Annotated in this window: 17 protein-coding genes; 13 read left to right on the forward strand and 4 right to left on the reverse strand. The window is 69.6% G+C overall.

Annotated features, from left to right (window positions below; translation table 11 throughout):
* Positions 1-71 precede the first annotated feature (71 nt).
* The 5 genes from H507_RS14980 (at position 72) to dinB (ending at position 7080) form a co-directional block, all read left to right on the forward strand.
* On the forward strand, positions 72-983 hold the full coding sequence (locus H507_RS14980; RefSeq protein WP_211217290.1) for a 5-oxoprolinase subunit C family protein: 912 nt from the start codon (positions 72-74) through the stop codon (positions 981-983).
* A 227-nt stretch (positions 984-1210) separates the two neighbouring features.
* The gene (locus H507_RS0105500; protein ID WP_022909724.1) at positions 1211-1582 is read left to right on the forward strand and encodes a DUF6504 family protein; all 372 of its coding nucleotides are present in this window, start codon (positions 1211-1213) and stop codon (positions 1580-1582) included.
* 10 nt (positions 1583-1592) lie between these two features.
* Entirely contained in the window at positions 1593-2015 is a 423-nt protein-coding gene (locus H507_RS17220) for an SAV_6107 family HEPN domain-containing protein (RefSeq protein ID WP_022909725.1), read from the forward strand.
* The gene (locus tag H507_RS0105510) at positions 2012-5914 is read left to right on the forward strand and encodes a DNA polymerase III subunit alpha (protein ID WP_022909726.1); all 3903 of its coding nucleotides are present in this window, start codon (positions 2012-2014) and stop codon (positions 5912-5914) included. The genes H507_RS17220 and H507_RS0105510 overlap by 4 nt, the downstream gene beginning before the upstream one ends.
* Positions 5915-5916: 2 nt before the next feature.
* Positions 5917-7080: a DNA polymerase IV gene (dinB, locus tag H507_RS14990; RefSeq protein WP_040437919.1), complete on the forward strand. Its 1164-nt coding sequence runs from the start codon at positions 5917-5919 to the stop codon at positions 7078-7080.
* A gap of 24 nt (positions 7081-7104) precedes the next feature.
* Here dinB and H507_RS0105520 read toward each other — a convergent pair whose 3' ends face one another.
* The 4 genes from H507_RS0105520 to H507_RS0105535 all read right to left on the reverse strand — a co-directional run bounded on the left by H507_RS0105520 (position 7105) and on the right by H507_RS0105535 (position 12148).
* On the reverse strand, positions 7105-7494 hold the full coding sequence (locus H507_RS0105520) for a DUF3040 domain-containing protein (RefSeq protein WP_026377822.1): 390 nt from the start codon (positions 7492-7494) through the stop codon (positions 7105-7107).
* Between the two features lie 189 nt (positions 7495-7683).
* Positions 7684-9915: a transglutaminase TgpA family protein gene (locus H507_RS14995; RefSeq protein ID WP_022909728.1), complete on the reverse strand. Its 2232-nt coding sequence runs from the start codon at positions 9913-9915 to the stop codon at positions 7684-7686.
* The gene (locus H507_RS15000) at positions 9912-11177 is read right to left on the reverse strand and encodes a DUF58 domain-containing protein (RefSeq protein WP_040437437.1); all 1266 of its coding nucleotides are present in this window, start codon (positions 11175-11177) and stop codon (positions 9912-9914) included. Before H507_RS15000 ends, H507_RS14995 begins: the two co-directional genes overlap by 4 nt.
* A gap of 2 nt (positions 11178-11179) precedes the next feature.
* Positions 11180-12148, reverse strand: a complete 969-nt coding sequence (locus H507_RS0105535) for an AAA family ATPase (RefSeq protein ID WP_022909730.1) — start codon at positions 12146-12148, stop codon at positions 11180-11182.
* A 331-nt stretch (positions 12149-12479) separates the two neighbouring features.
* On the opposite strand from H507_RS0105535, the gene mraZ reads away from it, so the two are divergent.
* The 8 genes from mraZ to murD all read left to right on the forward strand — a co-directional run bounded on the left by mraZ (position 12480) and on the right by murD (position 22497).
* Positions 12480-12920, forward strand: coding sequence for a division/cell wall cluster transcriptional repressor MraZ (gene mraZ, locus H507_RS0105540; RefSeq protein ID WP_022909731.1), 441 nt, complete (start codon positions 12480-12482; stop codon positions 12918-12920).
* 227 nt (positions 12921-13147) lie between these two features.
* Positions 13148-14143 (forward strand): 16S rRNA (cytosine(1402)-N(4))-methyltransferase RsmH, encoded by a 996-nt coding sequence (rsmH, locus tag H507_RS0105545; RefSeq protein WP_022909732.1) that lies wholly within the window; start codon positions 13148-13150, stop codon positions 14141-14143.
* A complete protein-coding gene (ftsL, locus tag H507_RS17225) occupies positions 14140-14832 on the forward strand; it encodes a cell division protein FtsL (protein WP_022909733.1) in 693 nt (230 codons plus the stop codon). The genes rsmH and ftsL overlap by 4 nt, the downstream gene beginning before the upstream one ends.
* Positions 14833-15086: 254 nt before the next feature.
* On the forward strand, positions 15087-16874 hold the full coding sequence (locus H507_RS0105555; RefSeq protein WP_026377824.1) for a penicillin-binding transpeptidase domain-containing protein: 1788 nt from the start codon (positions 15087-15089) through the stop codon (positions 16872-16874).
* Positions 16875-16888: 14 nt separating this feature from the next.
* Positions 16889-18424: a UDP-N-acetylmuramoyl-L-alanyl-D-glutamate--2,6-diaminopimelate ligase gene (locus tag H507_RS0105560; protein WP_084707690.1), complete on the forward strand. Its 1536-nt coding sequence runs from the start codon at positions 16889-16891 to the stop codon at positions 18422-18424.
* Between the two features lie 73 nt (positions 18425-18497).
* A complete protein-coding gene (locus H507_RS0105565; RefSeq protein WP_022909736.1) occupies positions 18498-19931 on the forward strand; it encodes a UDP-N-acetylmuramoyl-tripeptide--D-alanyl-D-alanine ligase in 1434 nt (477 codons plus the stop codon).
* On the forward strand, positions 19928-21025 hold the full coding sequence (gene mraY / locus H507_RS0105570) for a phospho-N-acetylmuramoyl-pentapeptide-transferase (protein WP_022909737.1): 1098 nt from the start codon (positions 19928-19930) through the stop codon (positions 21023-21025). The genes H507_RS0105565 and mraY overlap by 4 nt, the downstream gene beginning before the upstream one ends.
* Positions 21010-22497 (forward strand): UDP-N-acetylmuramoyl-L-alanine--D-glutamate ligase, encoded by a 1488-nt coding sequence (gene murD / locus H507_RS0105575; protein ID WP_026377826.1) that lies wholly within the window; start codon positions 21010-21012, stop codon positions 22495-22497. The genes mraY and murD overlap by 16 nt, the downstream gene beginning before the upstream one ends.
* The last annotated feature ends 48 nt before the right edge of the window (positions 22498-22545 follow it).

Raw genomic sequence — 22545 nt, forward strand, 5'->3', positions numbered from 1 at the left:
CCTGCCATGTGGACTCCCTGCCTGTGGACCCCCGCCCAGTGGACCCCCTGCCTGCGGGTCCTGTTCTGCGGGTGCTCGAGCCCGGTCCCCTCTGCCTGCTCCAGGACCTCGGACGCCGCACCGGTCTCGGCATGGGACTGCCGAGGGCCGGTGCCCTCGATCGCGCCTCGTTGAGGCTGGCCAATCGTCTGGTCGGCAATCCCGAGACGGCTGCCGGCCTCGAACTGCTGGGCGGCGGGTTGGTGGTGCAGGTGATGGCTGACACGGTGCTCGCCTTCTGTGGGGCACCTGCACCCGTCCTGGTCGACGGACGACCCGAGCCCAGCCACACCGCCCTCCCGGTTCGTGCCGGGGCGCAGGTGCGGGTGGGTCGTCCCAGCCACGGGCTCCGGGTGCTGCTGGGCGTGGCCGGCGGACTGGCGGGCGACCTCCTGGTCGGTTCGGTCTCGTCCTCACCCACCGCGGGGTTGGGACGAGCGCCCGTGCGCACCGGTGACGTGCTCGACTCGGCGGGGCTGCCCACCGGCCCGTGGACGGCGACCGACCTCGGGCTGGCCGCGGCGGCGGTCGGCGGGGGGAGCGACGGGCTGGTGCTGGGTGTGTTCGCGGGGCCCCGGGACGACTGGTTCACCCCGGCGGCCCGTGCCCTGTTCGTCGCCACGCCGTGGCTGGTCTCTCCGGAGTGCGACCGCGTCGGCATGCGACTGCAGGCGCGCCACCACCCGGCGCGGGTCGGCCTCGAACGACTGGTCACCGGCGAACTCCCGAGCGAGGCCGTGATCCCCGGATCGGTGCAGGTGCCACCGGATGGTCGTCCCGTGGTCTTCCTCGCCGACCACCCGACGACCGGGGGCTACCCGGTGATCGGGGTGGTCGACCCGGCCGACCTCGACGTGCTCGGGCAGGTGCGCCCCGGTGACGAACTGAGGTTCGAGTGGAGGATCAACCCGGGGTTGACGAAGTGTCGGAGGGTGCTCCTATAGTTGGTGATGTTCGAACACCTGTTCGATTCGAGGGTGGTCACCCACTCCCTCGCATCACCGATCGGGAACTTGGGGAAGGGCCCGATCGGAACCGCAGTTCGTCGGTGGACGAGGTGGTTCGAGCACTGGGACCGCTTCGGCGTGGTCGGCCTCGACCCCCGATCACGTCGGAGCTCCCTTCACGGGTCGAGAAGTAGGTTTCGCACGGCTCGGGGAAGGGGTTCACAGTGCGCAGGCGTGGGGACGCGATCGAGGTCAGGCTCGGCAGGATGAACGATCCTGCCCAGTTCCTGTGGCGGGGGCAGCTGTGGCGGGTGCTGGCCATCGAGAGTCGCTGGATCGAGTCCGGGGAGTGGTGGACCTCGAGCCAGGTGCGCGCCGCTCGCGGCGACGACGACTGGGAGCACCAGCGCCTGGGTGGTGGCACGGCCACCATGAGCCGCCAGCACCCGGGAGCGGGCGATGACGCCGACCTGTTGCGTGAGAGCGAGGTGTGGCGGGTCGAGGCGGCCAACGGCATGGCAGGCAGTCGTGGCATCTACGAACTGGCCCACCGCTTCCACGACGGTGCCTGGCAACTGCGCACCGTGATCGACTGAGGAGCCTGGGATGAGCCACGAACTCCTGTCCTCCACCAGTGCGCGACCCGTCCGGGTGGCCGATCACCACCGCATCGACCTGGCTCGGGCCCAGACCCTGGTCGTCACGGCCGACCTGACTCCCGATCCGGCGACCCGCTACCTGGCCGCCCACCACGCCCTGCGCGAGCTGGCTGTCCTGGCGCTGCGGGCGCGCACCGGTCGTCCACCCCGTGGTTCCTCGAACGCAGGGTTGTGGCGCGTCGTGGCCCACCATGCCCCCGAACTGGCGGAGTGGGCGGGTTACCTGTCGGCCATCCAGCCACGCCACGACGCGGCCGCCCGAGGTGAACTGCCGATCGGTGACCGGGAGGCCGATGACCTGGTGCGCGACGCCCAGACCTTCCTCGAGGCCGTGGGCAGGCTGCGCCTCGATCCGGGGGGGCGACGATGAGCGACCCCTTCGTCCATCTTCGGGTGGCCTCGGGCTACTCCTTCCAGCACGGCGCCTCCCATCCTTCGGCCCTGGTCGCCACGGCGGCCGAGCACGGCCAGTCGGTGATGGCACTGACCGACCGTGACGGCCTCTACGGGGCGATCAGGTTCGCCAAGGCCTGCCTGCAACACGGGGTGGCCCCCGTGCTGGGGGTCGACCTGGCCGTCCCCGAACCCGTCGCCGCCCTCGCCCGAGCCCCGCGGCGGACCGCCGCCCGGGGGGGCGAGACACGTGACCGACGCCACCCTCGCGTGGTGCCGCTGGCGACGTCGAGGACCGGATGGGCGAGCCTGTGCCGATTGGTCTCGGCCACCCATCTGGCCGGGGAGCGCGGCACTCCCGAGACCTCGCTCGACCAACTCGAGCGGCACGGTGACGACCTGGTCGTGATGCTCGGCAGCGACTCCAGTTTCGGGTTGCGGGTGGCCGAACGTGATCGGCTCGGTGCCGAGGCCGAACTGCAACGGTGGGTCGACCGGCTGGGTGCCGATCGGGTGGTGATTGCTGCCACCAACCACCAGGTGGCCGGCAGTGGGGTGAACTCCGCAGCCCAGGCCGGGGGGATGGTGGCCCTGGCCGACCGGTTCTCGCTCCCGGCCGTGCTCACCAACCAGGTGCGGATGGCTGAACGCCACCAGGCTGCCACCGTCGACGTGCTCGACGCGGCCCGCCGGTTGGTGCCCCTCGACCTGCGCAACATCGATCGCCGCAACGCCGAGGGCTACCTCAAGTCGGGCAAGGCCATGGTCGAGATCGCCGAGCACGTCGTCCAACTCGCCGGACGAGGCCGCCACGGTGCCGAGCGGTTGGTGGCAGACACCCGCACCCTGGGACTGCGGTGCCAACTCGATCCCCGTGCTGACCTCGGGCTGGGTGAGATCCACCTGCCCGAGTTCGGGGTGTTGGGCACCACGGCCGAAGAGGTGATGACCACGCTGAGGCAACGCTGCGAGGCAGGCATCGCGGGTCGCTACGGGTCATCGTCCGCCCTCGTCGAGAAGGTGGAACGCAGGCTCGACGAGGAACTGGCCGTGATCGAGCACCTCGGTTTCGCCTCCTACTTCCTCACCGTCGCCGACGTGGTGCAACTCGTGCGCGACATGGGTATCCGCTGTGCCGCGCGCGGGTCGGGTGCCGGCAGCATGGCCAACCACCTGCTGGGCATCTCGGGGGTCGACCCGATCGCCAACGGGTTGATCATGGAGCGCTTCCTGTCGCCGCTGCGGCGGGCCCTGCCCGACATCGACCTCGACGTCGAGTCGGCCCGACGCACCGAGATCTACGAGAAGATCCTCGACGTCTTCGGTGGTGAGCGGGTGGCCTGCGTGGCGATGCTCGAGACCTACCGGGTCAGGCATGCCGTCCGCGACGTCGGGGCAGCCCTCAGCCTTCCCCCCATCGAGGTCGACGCCATCGCCAAGGCCTTCCCCCACATCCGTGCACGCGATGCCAGGTCCGCCCTGCGCGACCTGCCCGAACTGCGGGCCGCCGGGCTGGCTGAACGCCGCCTCGACGTGCTCTTCGACCTGGTCGAGTCGCTCGACGGGTTGCCCCGCCACGTCGCCCTGCATCCGTGTGGGGTGCTGCTGTCGGATGCCACCCTGGGTGATCGCACCCCGGTGGAGGCCAGTTTCGGCGGCTTCCCGATGAGCCAGTTCGACAAGGACGACGTCGAGGACATCGGCCTGCTCAAGCTCGACGTGCTGGGCATCCGGATGCAGTCGTCGATGGCGCACTGCCTCGACGAGATCGAGCGCACGGGGCACGTGCGGCCCGACATCGACGCCCTCGCACCCTTCGACGATCCCGACACCTACGACCTGATCGCCCATGCCGCGACCCTGGGTTGTTTCCAGATCGAGTCACCCGGGCAGCGTGAACTGATCGGGAAGTTCGGTCCCACCACCTTCACCGACGTGGTGATCGACATCTCGCTGTTTCGCCCCGGGCCGGTGAAGTCCGACATGGTGGTGCCCTTCCTGAACGCGCGCCAGGGCTGGAAGGACCCGGTGTACCTGCACCCCGACCTGGTGCCGGTGCTCGAGGAGACCGGCGGCGTGGTGGTCTTCCACGAGCAGATCATCCAGATCGTCGCCGTCATGACCGGCTGTTCGCTGGCCCAGGCCGACGAGGTCCGGCGGGCCTTGGGCGACCCGGCGGGACAGGCCGATGTGCGCGCCTGGTTCATTCCCACCACGATCGACCGTGGTTACGACGAACGGGTGGTCGAGAAGGTCTGGTCGGTGCTGGCCGCCTTCGCCTCGTTCGGTTTCTGCAAGGCGCACGCGGCCGCCTTCGCCCTGCCCACCTATCAGTCGGCCTGGTTGAAGCGGCACCATCCGGCCCATTTCATCGCCGGTGTGCTCACCCACGACCCGGGTATGTACCCCAAGCGGCTGATCCTCGAGGAGGCGCGGCGCATGCAGGTGCCCGTGCTCGGGCTCGACGTGAACGCCTCCAGTGACGTCTATCGGGTGGAGTGTCTGCACGGCCTCGAGTGGGGTGACTGGCGCCCGTCTCGCCGCACTGACCTCGACGAGGAACAGGAACAGGCGGGGTTGGAGCCGGGCAGTGACCCGGCCACCGCCGTTCGTCCGTTGAACCCCCAGGGCCTGCCCCAGGACCCCGAACACGGCATCCGGATGGCCCTCAACGAGGTGAAGGGCATCAGTGCCATCGAGGTCGCCCGGATCGTCGCTGGCCAGCCGTACCACTCCCTCACCGACTTCTGGAACCGGGCGCAGGTCGATGCCCCCGTGGTCGAACGGCTGGTGCTGGCCGGTGCCTTCGACCGGCTCTACGGCATCGGACGAGCGGCCGCGGTGCACCAGCGAGGGCTGCTCACCCGTCGTGACCTCGTGCTCGCTGTCGCCGACCTGCGTCGGCTCCAGGTGGTGGAGGCGCGGACCGCCTCCCGCGCCAAGGGACTGCGACGCACCAAGCCCGTGGCGTCGAACCTCGACGATCCCCGCGATCTGGCCAGGTCCCAGGCACAGGGTGAGGTGGTGAACGCACGCCGCGCGGATGCCTTCGCGGGGGTGCAGTTGGCCCTCGACTTCACCGACCCGGGGGAGGACGAAGCCCGGTCCGAGGGGTGGGGGTCCTCCCGCCAGGGTCCCGGCGACGTGGCCGCCACGGGGCTGCCCGAACTCGACGACCGGCAGCGCCTCGAACTCGAACTCGAGATCCTCGGCATGGACGCCAGCCAGCACGTGATGGCCTTCTACCGCGCCTTCCTGCAGCGGTTGGGCACCACCTGGTCGCCTGACCTGCTGGGCCAGCGCTCGCATGCCGACCTGCTGGTGGCGGGAGTGAAGGTGGCCACCCAGACACCGCCGGTGCGCAGCGGACGACGAGTCGTCTTCCTGACCCTCGATGATGGTTCCGGACCAGTCGATGCCACCTTCTTCGAGGACGCCCAGGGTCCGTACGCGGCGACGGTGTTCTCGAGTTGGCTCCTGGTGGTGCGCGGGGAGTTGCGCCGCACCGGGCCCCGTGGGGTCTCACTGCGGGCGACGGGGGCGTGGGACCTGCAGGCGCTGTTCGCGACCTACCAGGCCCACCTGACCCGGGACGGCGACGTCGACGCGGCGATGCAGGCCGTGGTCGACGAGATCAACGCCCGTCCCGAGCAACTGCAGGCGTCGGCGCCCCGTGCGGAGCGGATGACCGATGCCCGTCCCGCCGCCGACGCGCAGACCCACGGACGAGCCGGGGGCATGGGTCCCCGTCGCGTCCTGGTGCACGCCAGCGGTTTCAAGCAGTCGCCCTATGCCGACGTGAAACCGGCCGGCACCCCGGCTGCGCAGGCACCACGCAAGCTGTGGCACTCCAGCCCGGGAAGTTCGGGGTGGTGACGATGGCGAGCGAGACGGTGATCATGCACGTCGACATGGACGCCTTCTACGCCACCGTCGAACTGGCTCGCAGACCCGAACTGCGCGGACGACCGATGTGGGTGGGAGGCGCCGAGCGGGGGGTGGTGCTGTCGGCCAGCTACGAGGCACGCGCTGCGGGGGTGAGGTCGGGCATGCCCAGTTCACGGGCCAGGCGGTTGTGCCCCCAGGGGATTCCGGTGCCGCCCGACCACGACACCTATGCCGCGGTCAGCAAGGGTGTGTTCGCGATCTTCGGAGGGGTCACCCCTCGGGTGGAGGCGATCTCGATCGATGAGGCCTTTCTCGACGTGACCGGGTCGGTGCTGCGGCTGGGGGATCCCCGGGTGATCGCCGAACTGATCCGTGCGCAGGTGGCCGACGAGCAGCAGATCACCTGTTCGGTCGGCATCGCGCCCTCGAAGTTCGTGGCCAAGCTCGCCTCGAACCAGGCCAAGCCCGACGGGGTGGTGCAGGTACCCCCCAGTCAGGTGGTCGCCTTCCTGCACCCGCTCCCGGTCGAGAAGGTGTGGGGGGTCGGGGAGTCGACCGCCGCTCGCCTGCACCAGCTGGGACTGACCACCATCGGCGAGGTGGCCCACACGTCCAGACAGACCCTGCAACGGGCGATGGGTACCCATGCGGGGGGGTGGTTGCACGACCTGTCGTGGGGCAGGGACGACCGCCGGGTGGTCGGGGAGGCGGTGGAGCGCAGCATCGGGGCGCAGGAGACGTTCTCCCGTGACACCGACGACCCAGGTCTCGTGACCACCGAACTCCTGCGCATGGCGGCGCGCACCGCCGGACGCATGCGCCAGGCCCAGGTGCTCGGCCGAGGGGTGAGCATCTCGCTACGGTTCGCGGACTTCACCACCATCACCCGCACCACGCAGCTGGCCACCCCGACCGATGTCACCGACGAGATCTACGCGGCAGCACTGAGGTGTTGGCGGGGGCTGAACCTGCAGCGGGCACGGATCCGCCGGGTGGGGGTACGGGTGGAACGGTTGGTCGATGCGGACGAGGCCTACCAGCAGTTCACCCTCGATGCCCCCGAGAAGGGCATGAGGGAGGTGGAACAGGCGGCTGACGCGGCCATCATGAGGTTCGGGCCCCACGCCGTGCGGCGAGCAAGGCTGACCGGCTGAGGCCTGAACAGTCCGGACGGCGGGTCAGCGCCCCTCGTCCTGGCGCTTGCGCCAGCGCTCCTCGAACTTGTCCATCATCGAGCCGGAAGGGGCGGCCTTGGCGGCGGCCTGCTGCTTTGGCGTGTGGTGGTGCTGGCGCGGACCGCCACGCGAAGGCAACAACCCCAGTCCCGATGCAGCCGAGGCGGCCATCACCACGAAGCCGGCCACGCTGACCGTCCAATGGGTCTGGATGCCCAGCACCAGCAGGGTGAGCCCGACCAGGAAACCGATGCCCCCGGCCACGAGGTGGCGGGAACCACGGGTGGGACGAACCCGGCTGCCCCGCATCAGATGGGCAAGTTTCGGGTCGTCCTCGGCGAGGGACTGTTCGAGTTGCGCAAGCAGGCGCTGTTCCTCATCGGAGAGAGCCATCATGCCTCCTTGCCTTGACCCTGGGATGACTGACCGGTGAACGGGGTGGCGGCCGACGATCCTCGGCTGCTGACCCTGGTGACCAGACGGTCTTGTTGTGTCCTCCAGTCTAGGCCGCGGGCGGGGCGGCACAACAGACAGCGTCTCGATTCGCGGGCCCGATCCTCTGGGGTGCCGGCCGGTCCGGAATCACTGGCGGACCCCGGACAGCCAGCGCCCGAGGTTCACCCACAATGACCTCGGCCACAACGTCGCGGCAAGGCCGCGTAGGCCGGTCTCGTGCTCGCGCACCTCGTGGGTGAAGAACCGGATGTCATCGGCCAGGTCGGGTGACAGGTCGTCCATCGTCCTGGCGTACCGCGAGTGCTCCACCGCCAGCGCCAACCGGCTCAACGCCCCGGCGGCCTCGGTGCCCAATCCGGGGGCCGCTGCAGCGGCACGCCCGCGCGGTGATCCCTCGGGCCAGTCCGTGCCCGAGTCCACCAGCGTGTCCCGGGCCTCCTCCCACCACCCGGCCACCACGTGGTGGGGGTCCCCGGTGGCGTGCAGTCGTCCACGCCTGATCGACCGGCGCACCAGCAACGGCGTCACGGCGAGGAGCGCCACGACCGCGAGCCCGCCGGTGGCCCCGATGACCTGCGCCCACGGCATCACGAAGCCCGTGCCCCCGCTCACGGGCGCGGCCGTGCTCTGGCTGGCGCTGGGGTCCGAACTGGGGGCGCTGGCGCTCGACGACGAGGTCGGGTCGGACGACGGCTGCTGGGAGGTGCTGGAACTGGGGGTGGGTTGGTTCAGAGGTGAGGTCACGGTCCACATCGGGGCGTCAGCGACGGCTGCGGTCGGCTCGAAGCGAACCCAGCCGAAGCCGGCGAAGTAGAGCTCGGGCCAGGCGTGCATGTTGCGTCCGCGAACCCGCCACTGGTCGCCCGTCTTCTCACCGGGCAGGAAGCCGACGGCCACGCGGGAGGGAATGCCCTCGAGCCGCGCCATCAGCGCCATCGCCGAGGCGAAGTGGATGCAGTACCCGGCCTTGTCCCGCAGCAGGAAGTTGGCGATCACCTCATAGCCGTCGCCGGCCGGGGCCGTGGTCGAGTAGGTGAACCGGCGGGGGTCGCGCAGGTACTCCTGGATCGCCGCTGCCTTCAGCACGGGGGTCGGTGCGTCCTTCGTGATCGAGGCCGCCAGTTCGGCGATCTCGGCCGGCACGTCGCTGGGCACCTGGGCGGTGACGGCAGCGTCGGCGGGTGCCCCAGGGATCGCCTCGTTGAACTGCTGCGGGTTGGGATCGGTGTCGACACTGGTCACCTCGTAGGAGAGGTTGCGCGTCGACTCGGTGCCGTTGGCGGCGGTCGAGACGAGGGTGAGGGTGTTGCGATCCCAGGCCCACTCGCCCGTGGCCTGGAACGAGTCGGGCGCATAGGGGGCAGGCAGGTACTGGGTCGAGAAGTCACCGACGTTGATCTGCGTGGTGGTCCGGCGCGTCGACGAGACCCCCGGGGGCTGGGGGAGCGAGCCGGTGCTCAACTGCATCGGGGTCAGCTTCCACCCCGTGCGGTCGATCTGGCTGAGCGAGGTCAACCGGATGTACTCCCCGGTGGGGCTGTTACTGGTGTAGGTCATGACGACCCGTTCCGACTGCTGGGCCAGGTTCTTCTGCAGCTCGATGGTGGGGTCGACCAGTTGGATCGGGCCGTTGCCCCGGGGTCGCCGGGCATCGAGGTCGAGGGTGCCGAAGGTGGGCAGCAGGCTGCCGGCGGCTATGGCCGCGGCCAGCACCGGTATCCCGACCACGGCTGCCATGCGCCACACCCCCCAGCGGGAGTGCGTGCGTTCGGCGGAGTCGGTGACCAGGTTCCTCGTCCACGTGCCGAGTCGGTTGGCGGTGTCCGCCGCGAGGATCACCAGGTAACCCGAGGCCAGCAGGGCGAAGACCCACCACGACACACCACCCGGCAGGGCGAGGGCTGGGATCAGGTAGACCGAGACGAGCGGTGCCAGCGACCAGGCGGGCGATGAGAGGGTCAGCACCAGCAGGTCCATCAGGATGGTGACCAGACCCAGGATGATCAGGAACAGCCAGCGGACGGCGCCGTTGGCCTCCATGGGCGCCGACTCGGTGCGGATGGTGAGAACCGCCTCGAGGTAGAGCTGCCCCAGTTGTTGCAGCCAGCTGCCCGACGCGGGTTGGGCGCTGAGTCCCAGTCCCAGTCCGACGCCGGCCACGACGAGCAACTGCCACAGGTGCACCAGCCAGGAGCCCACGCGCAGGCGTCTGGCCCCGGCCGAGATCACCATCAGCACGGCGACCAGTCCGATGCCGAAGGCCAGCAACAGCCGGTCGCTGGTGAGGGCGAGCATCGACACGGTGGCGAGCACCATGGCGCCCATCGTGGCGAGGGCGAGTCGGTCCGTCGTCCTCATCGGGTGCTCACCCCCACCCGGTCGAGTGACCGCCAGGCCTCGTCGATGGTCGTCGTGCCGGTCACCTCGACCACCCGCCAGGCATGACGACGCAGCAGGTCGATCGCCGCCTCGTGCTCACCGGCGAGGGACTCGTCCCCCCGGAAGCGACGAGCGGTGAAGGTGTCGACGTCGAGCACCATGGCCAGCCCCTGGGCCCGGTGGGAGCGCATCGCGACCAGGGCGTGCACGTCGTCGCGGCTGAGGCGTCCGGTGATGGCGATCAGCACCTCGCCGGTCTGGTGGCCTGTGGCGGCGCGCACCATCGTCGCCAGCGACGTGTTGTGGCTGGTCATGGTCACGTCGGTCAGGGTGAGCGCGACCGACTCCCGCAACTCGTCGGGGGTCAGCCTGTCCGCATCGACCAACGGTCCCTCGGTGTCGAGGATGCTGAGTCGGTAGCCCGACGAGATCATGTGCATCGCGACCGAGGCGGCGGCCGAGACCGCCCATTCGAAGGAACTGTCCTGACCCATGCCGGCGTGGGCCGAGGAGCGGTTGTCGAGCAGCACGGACACGCTGGGATCCCAGGCCTGTTCCTCGCGGCGCACCATCAGTTCGTCGCGCCGGGCGGTCGAGCGCCAGTGGATCCGACGCACGTCGTCCCCGGCCCGGTACTCGCGTACCAGCACGTCGTCGGCGCCGACCAGCCCGATCCGCTGGGGGGTCGAGTCACCGCTCTGGCCCTGCCCGGTGGCCGACCCCATGCTCGACAACGGCACGATGCGCGGGGTGATCATGGTCTCTCGGGTGGAGGCGAAGCGACGATCCATCTTGGCCAGCCCGAAGGGGTCGGTGGCCCGGACCAGCAGGGGCCCCACCTGGTAGCGGCCCCGCTCGAGGCCCTCGAGTGGGTAGTTGACCTGCCGCGACCACTCACCGGCGAAGCGGTGCACGGTGAACCGCGGGCGGCGTCCGAGCTGGCGGGGGATCGCCTCCTCGAACTGCAGCAGTCCCAGCGGTAGCGATCCCCGTTTGGTCAGGGTGAGGCTGCCCCGCAGCCGCTCACCCAGGGGGGCGCGGGCGGGGTTCAGTCGGCGTTCCACCGCCAGCGACATGCGCGATCGTCCGACCATCACCATGGCGACCGCCGGCAGCGCGATCAGCAGCAGTCCCAACCAGAGCAGGTCGTTCTGGCCGAACAGCATCGCGGCGACGGTGACGATCGCTCCGAGGATGACGAGCGTCCAGCCCCGCGAGGTGAGCATGCGCAGGACGCTCATGGTCACCGACGATCGGGGATGACCACCGACGACACGGCGTGCTCGATGATGTCGGCCACCGAGCGCCCGTCGAGCTGGGCGGCCGTGGAGGGCAACACTCGGTGTGACAGCACGGGACGAGCCAGGGCCTGCACGTCGTCGGGAATGGCGTAGTCGCGGCTGTGCAGGGCGGCGTGCGCCCGCACGGCCCGCAGCAGGTGGAGACTGGCCCGTGGCGAAGCTCCCAGACGCAGGTCGTCGGTCCGGCGGGTGGCGGTGACCACGTCGATGATGTAGTCCTTCACCGCCGGTGCGACGTAGACGTCCTTGATGATCTCGATGAGCCGCACGATCTCGGGTCCGTCGGTGACAGGTTGCAGGTCTGACAGGGGCTGGCGGGCACCGTGGTGCTCCAGCATGGCGAGCTCGGCACCGCGGGTGGGGTAGCCCATCTCGACCCGTGCCATGAACCGGTCGCGCTGGGCCTCGGGCAGGGGATAGGTGCCCTCCATCTCGATGGGGTTCTGGGTGGCGACCACCATGAACGGCGAGGCGAGCTCGTGGGTGACACCGTCGGACGAGACCTGGCGCTCCGCCATGGCCTCGAGGAGGGCCGACTGGGTCTTGGGCGAGGCACGGTTGATCTCGTCGCCGACGACGATGTTGGCGAAGATGGCGCCGGGCTTGAACTCGAAGTCGCGCGTGACCTGGTTGAAGACGCTGACCCCGGTGATGTCGCTGGGCAACAGGTCGGGGGTGAACTGCAGCCGGCGAACGGTGCAGTCGATGGACTTGGCCAGGGCCCGGGCCAGCATGGTCTTGCCGACGCCCGGCACGTCCTCCACCAGCAGGTGCCCCTCGGCGAGCAGCACGGTCATCGCGAGGGTGATCTGGTCGCGCTTGCCCTCGATCACCTGCTCGATGGCGCCTCGAACACGATCGGTGATCTCGATCACCTCGTCGATCGCGACGGCCTGGTTCGTGTCTGCCACGGTTCTCCTCGCTGGTGCGCCGCCGGTGGGCGGCCTGGTGGGCGACTTCGGATCAGGCGTGGACGTCGGAGCACCACCCCCACGCAGACTGCCTCAGCCTAACCACTGCAGGCAACGGCGGGGAAGAAACCGGGTCGGGGGCCCGGCCCAGCAGGTGCCCGGGTGGCCTCGGCCCCGCCACGCCTCGAGCGGGCTCGCTCCGAGCCGCGGGAGCTGGTGGGAAGGGGGAGCAACACACCGGCGCCTATGGTCTTGGTGGGGCGAAGTGGAGTATGGTGGAGCGCAGTGGAGCAGACGGGTGCTTCTGTGGAGCGACAGGGGAGGGTGCGGGATGTTTCTCGGTACCTACTCGCCCAAGCTCGACGAGAAGGGCCGGCTGTTCCTGCCAGCGAAGTTCCGGGAGGCGCTCGCGGACGGAGTGGTGGTCACCAGGCAGCAGGACCGCTGTCTGGCCATCTATCCGCTCGAGACCTTCAGGCAGATGACGGTGGCGAGCATGAAGGCCCCGAGCACCTTCAAGCGAGTGCGGGACTACCAGCGCATGCTGGCGGCCAGTGCTTCGGACGAGGTGCCCGACAAGCAGGGACGCATCACGATTCCTCCCCGGCTGCGCGACTACGCCGGCCTCGACAAGGAATTGGTCCTGGTGGGCTCGATCGATCGCCTCGAGGTCTGGGATCCGGCTGCATGGGATGCCTATTCCGCGCAGAACGAGGACGCCTTCGCAGAGATGAACGAGGACCCCTTCCTCGGTTTCGACCAGCACGACTGAACACCCCCCAAGTAGGACCACCCGGTAGGACCACCCGGTACGACCAAGCAGTACGACCAAGCAGTACGACCAACGACTGTGTCCCGCGGCTTCAGCCCGGTCACCGCAGCCCCCTGGCGCACCTTCCCCGGTGCCAGGTGGCCTTCCCAGCGGCCCGGACTGAAACCCCGGAACACAACCGTTGCCCCCCGAGCCAGCCACACGAACATCCCGAGAGGGAGGGTCGAATGTCCGAGGTGGACGCCCCGAAGCCACACGCGTCAGCACTGCACGAACCGGTCATGGTCGACCGCATCGTGCAGGTCCTGGCGCCGGCACTCCAGGCTCCGGGTTCGGTGCACGTCGACGGCACCCTCGGTATGGGTGGCCACGCCGAAGCCATCCTCGCCGCCTGCCCCCACGCCAGACTGATCGGGATCGACCGCGACCCGCAGGCGCTGGCCATCGCCGGTGAGCGGCTGGCCCGCTTCGGTGACCGTGTCCGTCTCGAGCGGGCCGTCTACGACGAACTGCCCCAGGTCCTGGAGCGCACCGGGACGACGAGCATCCAGTCGATGTTGCTCGACCTGGGACTGTCCAGCCTGCAGATCGACCGCACCGAGCGGGGGTTCGCCTACTCGGTCGACGCCCCCCTGGACATGCGGATGGGTGATTCGGGCCCCACCGCGGCCGACGTGGTCAACACCTACGAACTGGACGACCTGGAGCGGATCCTTCGTCGCTTCGGTGAGGAGAAGTTCTCCCGACGCATCGCCCAGCGCATCGTCGCGGCCCGTCAACAGGAGCCCTTCACCAGCTCGGCCAGGCTCGTCCAGGTCATCTCGGATGCCATCCCGGCCGCCGCCCGCAACACCGGCGGCCACCCAGCCAAGCGCACCTTCCAGGCCCTGCGCATCGAGGTGAACGCCGAACTCGAGGCCTTGGCGGGGGTGCTCCCGGCCGCCGTGGCCGCACTGGCCGTCGGGGGCCGTCTCGCCGTGCTGGCCTACCACTCCCTGGAGGACCGACTGGTCAAGCAGGTCTTCCGGGTGGCTACCTCCGACCGCGCCCCTGCCCACCTGCCGATGGTGCCCGAGCACCTCCGCGCGGAGTGCAGGTCGCTGACAAGGGGGGCGGAGAAACCCACCCCCGACGAGGTGGCGGCCAACCGGCGTGCCGCCTCGGCCCGCTTCCGCGCCATCGAACGAGTCCGTGCCATCGAAACAGTGAGAAGTGCAGCATGAGTGTGGTCGAGTCCCTGACCTCCTGGGCCAGTCCTCAGCGCGAACCCGGCGCCCCGGAGTCAACGCGTCCCCACCTGCGGGCGCTGGACGCCCCGGCCAAGGTCGTCCGCATCCCGTTCGTGGCCGTGTTGGGAGCACTGCTGGCACTCGGGTTGTTGGGGCTGCTGGTGCTCAACACCGCGATCCAGACCCAGGCGAAGCAACTCAACTCGCTGCAGGCCGACGCCACCTCGCTGGGGTACCAGAAGGGCGAACTCACCACCCAGGTGGAGCAACTGCGCTCCGCCTCCGCGCTCGAGCAGAGGGCCCATCAGCTGGGGCTTCGTCCGAACCCCTACCCCGCCTTCATCACGCTGGCCGACGGACGAATCCTGGGCAACCCCGTGCCCGTCACCGGCAACGAACTCCCCGACCAGAAGTGGAGTTCCTGGCAGCAGCAACAGGACGCCCAGGAGGGCGCTCGCGCCCGGGTGGCGGCCGAGGCCAAGGCCAAGGCCGATGCCGCCAGGAAGAAGGCCGAGGAGTTGAGCAAGAAGCGCGCTGAGGAGGCCAAGAAGAAGGCCGCGGCAGCCAAGGCCAGCGCCAAGCCAAGTGCGAAGCCCAGCGCCACTTCCAGTACCGCCAACCCGTCTGCCAAGGCGAATTCCTCGACCAAGCCCTCGACCGCCCCGACCGCCGGCGGTCGCTGATGAGCCCCGAGCGTCGTCCCCCCAGCGATCGCCGCGCCCCGTCGGACCGCCCCCGTTCTGACCGCCCCCGTTCTGACCGTTCCTCCTCGGAGCGTCCCCTGTCCTCCCGCTCCTCGTCCTCCCGCTCCTCGGCGTCGCGCTCCTCGTCGGGACCTGCGGGCCAGCGCAGCGCGTCGACCGGACCCGCTCGCACCCCCGGCCGCCGTCCCCACCAGACGGACAGGCCGACCTACGGACGCACCTGGCGCCTCCGGCTGGCCAACAGCACCACCCGTCTGAACGCGCTGCTGCTGGTGATGCTGTTGACGCTTGCGGCGTGGGCAGGCCGGGCCTTCTACCTGCAGGCCTACGACGCCCAGGCGAACGCGGCGATGGCCGCCAACCGGATGACCTACACCAAGACCCTGGTGGCCCAGCGCGGCACCATCAGCGACCGCAACGGCGTGGTGATGGCTTCCTCGGAGCAGGCGGTCAAGATCGTCGCCGACCCGATCATGATCAGCCGCAACGGCATCGACACCCGGGTGGAGATGACCCCGGGGCAGAAGAAGCGCGCCGCGACGGCCGCCCGTGACATCTCCGTCGTGCTCGCCAAGTACCTCGGGGGCTCCGAGGCCGATTACCTGCCCATCCTCAGTGACCTCGGTCGCAAGCACTACGTGGTCGTCAAGTCGCAGGTGCCGGCCTGGACCTATGAGCAGATCCGCCGCGACCTGGCCGCCGCCAACGACGGCATCGGACTGCACGGCTTGGCCAAGGAGGACGACCCGATCCGCACCTACCCGGCGGGCGATGTGGCCGCCAACGTGATCGGCTTCATGAATTCGGCCGGCGAGGGGGCCGGTGGACTGGAGTATTCCCTGGAGGCCTCCCTGGCAGGGACCGACGGCAAGGAGTCCTACGCGACCAGCGCCAACGGACGCATCCCGTTGGCCAACACGACCCTGGTCCCGGCGGTCGATGGCACGAGCTACACCCTCACCCTCGACACCGAGATGCAGTTGATGGCCAACCAGGCACTGGCCGCGGGGGTGACCAGGGCGGGCGCCAAGAACGGCACCGCGATCGTCATGAACGTCAAGACCGGCGAGTTGTTGGCCCTGTCGACCACGCCCGGATTCGACTCCAACGACCCGGCCGGAGCCGACCCGGCCAACCTGGGCAACCGTGCCGTCAGCGCCCCTTACGAGCCCGGGTCGGTCGAGAAGGTGCTGACCATGGCCGCCCTCGCCGACCAAGGTCTGGTCACCGCGGACACCCGCGTCGAGGTACCCAGTCGTGTGGTCTCGGGCGACGGCAAGATCAAGGATGCGTTCGAGCACGGCACCCTCCACCTCACCGCGCGTGGTGTGATCGCCAACTCGTCCAACATCGGCACGGTGTTGCTGACCCGCCAGATGAACAAGCAGAAGCTGCGCCAGTACCTGCTCGACTTCGGCCTGGGGAAGAAGACCGGACTCGGCCTGCCCGGCGAGTCGGCGGGTTGGCTGCCCCCCGCGAGCCTGGCCGACTACTCCCGCGACCAGATCAGCTTCGGTCAGGGACTGTCAGTCACCGCCGTCCAGGAGGCATCGGCCATCGCAGCGGTGGCCAACGGTGGGCTCTACAACGCGCCCACGCTGGTCAAGGCGACGGTCGACGGTGACGGCAAGGCGGTTCCCGTCGAGAAGGCGGAGCCACGCCGGGTCATCTCGGCGGCGGCATCGGCGCAGGTGCTCGACATGATGGAGTCGGTGGTGATGCTGAAGAAGTCCCGCTCGATCCCGAACTACCGCATGGCAGGCAAGACGGGCACCGCCCAGCGTGTCGACCCGCAGTGCTCCTGCTACCGCGGCTACACCGCCAGCTTCGTGGGCGTCGCCCCGGTCGAGGACCCGCAGCTGCTCGTCTACGTCGTCGTCGACCAGCCCACCCGCGGGACCGACGGTTCGACGCTGGCCCTGCCGGTGGCCCAGCAGATCATGAGCCTCGCCCTGCCCCGCTACGGTGTGCTCCCGTCGACCACCAAGCCGACCGAGCGTCCGCTTACATATGTACCGTGACCGGTGATCCCTCGATGACGTCCCCACCCCCGATCAGGCTGTCCGTGCTGCTCGCCGACCTCGCGGTGGCGCCGGTCGGAGCCGCTGATGTCGTGGTCACGGGACTGGCTCTTGACTCACGAACGGTGGCCCCGGGCAATCTGTGGGTGGCACTGCCCGGTCAGAGGGCGCACGGGGCGCAGTTCGTCGACACCGCTGTCACGGCGGGCGCTGCCGTCGTGCTCACCGACGAGGTGGGTTCGGGCCTGGTGGGCGACCGGTTGCCGGTCGTCGTCGTCGCCGATCCCCGCCTGACCATGGCCGATCTCGCCGCGCGCTTCCATGGATACCCGAGTCAGCGGCTGACCATGCTGGGAGTCACCGGCACCAACGGCAAGACCACCACCACCTTCCTGCTGGAGGCGGCGCTCGCGGCGGCGGGTCATCGGGTGGGCACCATCGGCACCATCGGCTTCCGCCTCGCGGGCGAGCCCGTCGAGGTGGCCAGGACCACGGTGACGACCCCCGAATCGCTCGACCTGCAGGCCCTGCTCGCCCGGTTCGTCGGCCAGGGCGCCGACGCAGTGGTGATGGAGGTCTCGTCCCACGCCCTCGCGCTGGAGCGGGTGCGGGCGGTCGGCTTCGACGTCGCCGGCTTCACGAACCTCGGCCGCGACCACCTCGACTTCCACCCCACCCTCGAGGACTACTTCGAGACCAAGGCCCGCCTGTTCGAGCCAGACCGCTGCCGGCACGCCGTGGTGATGACCACCGATGACCACGGACGACTCCTGGCCTCCCGCCTGCGCGCAGCGAAGGCGCCCGCCCTCACCACCGTGGGCACGGCAGCGGACGACGACATCCGGCTGCTGTCGAGTGAGCCGACTCCCGAGGGTGGTACCCGGGTTCGCATCGCCGGGGCGCTGGGGGAGCGAGAGCTCAGCATCGACCTGCCGGGCGCCCACAACGGACGAAATGCCGTGCTCGCCCTGGCCATGGCCGCGGTGGTGGGCGTCGACCCCGACCAGGCGATGGCGGGCCTCAGGCACGCCCAGGTGCCGGGACGCATGCAGCGGATCCCACTTGGGCCACCCCGCCAGGGGGAGCAGGCCACCCCGACCGTGTTCGTCGACTTCGCCCACACCCCCCAGGCGATCGAGGAGGCGGTGCGGGTCGGGGACCAGTTCTCCCGCACGGCTGTGGTGGTGGGTGCCGGGGGTGATCGTGACAGCGCCAAACGATCGATGATGGGTGGCGCGGCCGCTCATGCCGATCTCGTGGTCGTCACCGACGACAACCCCCGAACCGAGGACCCCGCCCGGATCCGGCTGGCCGTCGAGCAGGGAGCCAGGGCCGTCGCCGAGACACGACCGGGGGCGACCGTCGTGCAGTGCGCCGACCGTGCCGCCGCGATCGCACACGCCCTTCGCTGGGCCGAGCCCGATGACGTCGTGCTGGTGCTGGGCAAGGGTCATGAACAAGGACAGATCGTCGGCGACCGGGTGCTGCCCTTCGATGACGCCGACGTCGTGGTCGAGGAATGGGCGATGATCGCCCGGGAGCAGTCATGAGTGCGATCAGCGGGAGCGGCACCGGCAACAGCCGGATCCGTGCCAGCGCGACCACCGGGATCGGGGAGCAGTCATGAGGAGCCATCGTCTGTCAGACCTCGCCGCCTGGACCGACGGCCGCGTCGAGGGCGACCCGACCACCGTGGTCGGCCCCGACGTCGTGATCGACTCCCGGCTCGCCACAACCGGATGTCTGTTCGTCGCGCTTCCCGGTGAACACGTCGACGGACACGACTTCACCGCCCGCGCCGCCGACGCCGGAGCAGCCGCGGTGCTGGCCAGTCGTCCCACCGGTGCCCCGGTGCCACACCTGCTGGTTGACGACCCGCTTGCAGGCCTGTCCGGGCTCGCGCGGGCCGTGGTGGACGAGGCCCGTGCCGCCGGACTCGTCACCTTGGCCATCACGGGTTCTTCGGGCAAGACCAGCACCAAGGACCTGCTGGCCCAGGTGCTCGAGGCCGAGGGGCCGACGGTGGCGCCGGTCGGGAGTTTCAACAACGAGATCGGGGTACCGCTCACGGCGACCGGGATCGACGAGCAGACCCGCTTCCTGGTCAGCGAGATGGGTGCGCGAGGGCAGGGGCACATTGCCTGGTTGTGCTCGATGACCCCGCCCTTGGTCTCGATGGTGCTCAATGTGGGTTCGGCCCATCTCGGCGAGTTCGGCTCGGTCGAGGGCATCGCCCGCGCCAAGGGTGAGATCGTCGAGGCGTTGCCGGCCGAGGGATGGGCGGTGTTGAACGCGGACGACCGCCGGGTTGCCGCGATGGCCAGCCGCACCATCGGGCAGCTCGCCTGGTTCTCGGCCGCCGACGCTCGACCCGAGGTCGACGGACCGCTGGTCTGGGCCACCCGGATCAGCCTGGACGACCTGCAACGCCCCACCTTCACGCTGGTGTTCACCGATGCCGCCGGCGAGCACCGCCACCAGGTCAGCCTGGCCCTCCTGGGTCGCCACATGGTGGCAAACGCCGCCGCCGCAGCAGCCGCTGCCTGGCGGGCCGGAGTGGCGCCCGAGCGGATCGCCGCCTCGTTGACAGCCGCCCGCCACCGTTCCCACTGGCGGATGCAACTCGAGGTGGCGGCACATGGCGGGGCCGTCATCAACGATTCCTACAACGCCAACCCCGACTCCATGAAGGCCGCCCTGGCAGCCCTCGGTGCGATCGGCGCGGCGCGCCGGGCCGCGCATCCGGACGCCACGGTGATCGCCGTACTCGGCGACATGCTGGAGTTGGGCCCCGACTCGACCACCCGCCACCACGAGGTCGGACGATGGGCCGCCGAGGCCGGCGTCGACCTGTTGCTGGCCATCGGCGACGAGGCTCCCGCCATGGTGGCCGGCGCCGCCGAAGCCGGGCTCGCCGGTCGGGTCGTCAGCGTCGACGAGGCCGGATCGCTAGATTTGGGCCCGCACGACGTCGTCCTCGTGAAGGCGTCCCGCGGTCTCGCACTCGAACGAGTGGCTGCGGCCGTGCTCGCCCATGTCGTGGAGGAGAAGTCGTGAAGAACATCCTGCTCGCCGGTGGACTGTCGATGGTCGGCACTCTGTTCGGTACCCGCCTGTTGATCCAGTTCCTCGTCAGCAGGGGCTACGGGCAGTTCGTGCGCGATGACGGGCCGACCACCCACCACACCAAACGAGGTACCCCCACCATGGGTGGCTGGGCCGTGATCGTGTCGGTCATCGTCTCCTACTTCCTGGCCCACCTGCTGACCTGGACACCGATCACCGTGTCGGCCCTGCTGGTGCTCTACCTGCTGCTGGGCATGGGCTTCATCGGCTTCCTCGACGACTGGACGAAGATCCGCCAGCAGCGTTCCCTGGGGCTGACCCCCCGGGGCAAGCTGTTCGGGCAGGTCTTCGTCGCCGGTTCGTTCGCGGTGTTGGCACTGCTGCCCTCCGAGGCACCCTGGGCACCGTTCTCGCTGGCGGACGACCGGGGCATCGAACCCGCGAGCCAGGCCATCTCGTTCCTGCGCGACATCAACTGGTTGTGGTTGCCCTTCCCGCTCGCCGTGCTGTGGCTGATGGTGCTGATCGCGGGTGCGTCCAACGCCTCCAACCTCACCGACGGCCTCGACGGTCTGCTCGCCGGCTGCTCGACGATGATCTTCGCCGCCTACGCGATCCTCAACATCTGGCAGTTCAACCAGTACTGCGGGTTCACCTCGACGGCCGGACCCAAGTGCTACGACGTGCGCAACCCACACGACCTGGCTGTGGTCGCGCTGGCCCTGGCGGGAGCCTGTTTCGGATTCCTGTGGTGGAACGCCAAACCGGCCAAGATCTTCATCGGCGACACCGGCTCCCTGGCGATCGGGGGTGCCTTGGCCGGGCTGGCCATCATGAGCCGCACCGAGTTCCTGCTGGTGATCATCGCCGGGATCATGGTGATGGAGACGCTGTCGGTGATCCTCCAGGTGGGCTGGTTCAAGGCGACCAAGGGCAAGCGGCTGTTCAAGATCGCACCCTTCCACCACCACTTCGAGATGGTGGGGTGGCAGGAGGTCACGGTGACGATCCGGTTCTGGATCATCTGTGGACTGTGCGTGGCGGCCGGCCTCGGCGTCTTCTACGCCGAATGGGTGGTCGGCTGATGGAGGTCACGCCCCGCCTGCCCTGGCTCGAAGGAGCCGACCGCAGTTCGGCCTGGCATGAGGCCACCGTCGTGGTCGCCGGGCTCGCCCGCTCGGGTTTCGCAGCGGCCGATGCGCTGCTGGAACGCGGTGCCCGGGTGATCGTGCTCGACGAGGCCGACACCGAGGCCAACCAGGAGAAGGCGACCCTGCTGCGGCTGCTCGACGGAGACGTCCGGATCGGGGAGGGCTCAACGGCTACCCTCCCCGACGATGTCGACCTGGTGGTCACCTCGCCGGGGTGGCGCCCGGTCGCGCCCCTGATCGCGCAGGCCCTGGCAAGAGGAGTGCCGGTGTGGGGTGAGGTGGAACTCGCCTGGCGCTTCCAGCGGCCAGACCGGGTGGTGCCCTGGCTGGCGATCACGGGCACCAACGGCAAGACCACCACCACACAGATGCTCGACTCGATCTTGCGGGCCGCCGGGTTGAAGGTGGCCTGTGTGGGCAACATCGGACGCCCCGTCATGGAGGCCGTGCTCGACGACGTCTCCTATGACGTCTACTGCGTGGAACTGTCGTCCTTCCAGTTGCACTACGCACCCTCCCTGCAGATGCATTCAGCGGCGGTGCTGAACCTCGATGCCGACCACCTCGAGTGGTACGCCCACGAGGACGACCCCTATGCCGCCTACGCGGCGGACAAGGCGCGCATCTTCAACCAGGTCAGCCATTCCTGCGTCTACAACGTCAACGACCCGGCCACCGAGAGGATGGTCGAGGAGGCCGACGTGATCGAGGGTGCCCGCGCGATCGGGTTCACCCTGGGCATCCCCGGGCCGTCGATGCTGGGGGTGGTCGACGACCTGCTCGTCGACCGCGCCTTCGTGGCGCAACGTCAGTCGTCCGCCCTTCCCCTGTGCAACCTCGACGACGTCAAGCCCTCTGCGCCGCACAACGTCGAGAACGCCTTGGCCGCCGCCGCCCTGGCACGCAGCTTCGGGGTGTCGCCGCAAGCCGTGGCCGAAGGGCTTCGCACGCTCGAACTGGGCGGGCACCGCATCCAGAAGGTCGCCGAGATCGGCGGGGTCACCTACGTGGACGACTCCAAGGCCACGAATCCGCACGCAGCCAACTCCTCGATGAGGGCGTTCGAGTCCATTGTCTGGATCGCCGGGGGACAGGCCAAGGGGGTCACTTTCGACGACCTCGTGAGCCAGCACGCCGACCGGCTGCGGGGGGCGGTGCTGATCGGTGTCGACGCTCCCGTCATTGCCGCCGCGCTTTCCCAACACGCGCCCGATGTGCCGGTCATCTCGATCGAGAGGTCGGACACTGGAGCCATGGTCGAAGCCGTCGAGGCGGCGACCGGACTGGCCCAACCAGGCGACGTGGTGCTGCTCGCTCCCGGATGTGCGAGCAAGGACATGTGGTCCGGCTACGACGCCCGCGGTGACAGCTTCATCGACGCCGTCGGCGGGCTCGTCCAGGACTGACTTCCCCCAGCCCTGCGAAAGGAATCCGAATGGCGACGACCACCCGCG

It is taken from the genome of Aestuariimicrobium kwangyangense DSM 21549 (assembly GCF_000421525.1).
In the GTDB taxonomy this organism is placed as follows: domain Bacteria; phylum Actinomycetota; class Actinomycetes; order Propionibacteriales; family Propionibacteriaceae; genus Aestuariimicrobium; species Aestuariimicrobium kwangyangense.

Coding starts and splice junctions, on each gene's coding strand:
- H507_RS0105510 (WP_022909726.1), top strand. CDS start 2,012: ATGAGCGACCCCTTCGTCCATCTTCGGGTGGCCTCGGGCTACTCCTTC.
- H507_RS14995 (WP_022909728.1), bottom strand. CDS start 9,915: ATGAGGACGACGGACCGACTCGCCCTCGCCACGATGGGCGCCATGGTG.
- murD (WP_026377826.1), top strand. CDS start 21,010: ATGGGTGGTCGGCTGATGGAGGTCACGCCCCGCCTGCCCTGGCTCGAA.
- H507_RS0105560 (WP_084707690.1), top strand. CDS start 16,889: ATGACGTCCCCACCCCCGATCAGGCTGTCCGTGCTGCTCGCCGACCTC.
- rsmH (WP_022909732.1), top strand. CDS start 13,148: ATGTCCGAGGTGGACGCCCCGAAGCCACACGCGTCAGCACTGCACGAA.
- mraZ (WP_022909731.1), top strand. CDS start 12,480: ATGTTTCTCGGTACCTACTCGCCCAAGCTCGACGAGAAGGGCCGGCTG.
- ftsL (WP_022909733.1), top strand. CDS start 14,140: ATGAGTGTGGTCGAGTCCCTGACCTCCTGGGCCAGTCCTCAGCGCGAA.
- H507_RS15000 (WP_040437437.1), bottom strand. CDS start 11,177: ATGAGCGTCCTGCGCATGCTCACCTCGCGGGGCTGGACGCTCGTCATC.
- dinB (WP_040437919.1), top strand. CDS start 5,917: ATGGCGAGCGAGACGGTGATCATGCACGTCGACATGGACGCCTTCTAC.
- H507_RS0105520 (WP_026377822.1), bottom strand. CDS start 7,494: ATGGCTCTCTCCGATGAGGAACAGCGCCTGCTTGCGCAACTCGAACAG.
- H507_RS0105565 (WP_022909736.1), top strand. CDS start 18,498: ATGAGGAGCCATCGTCTGTCAGACCTCGCCGCCTGGACCGACGGCCGC.
- H507_RS17220 (WP_022909725.1), top strand. CDS start 1,593: ATGAGCCACGAACTCCTGTCCTCCACCAGTGCGCGACCCGTCCGGGTG.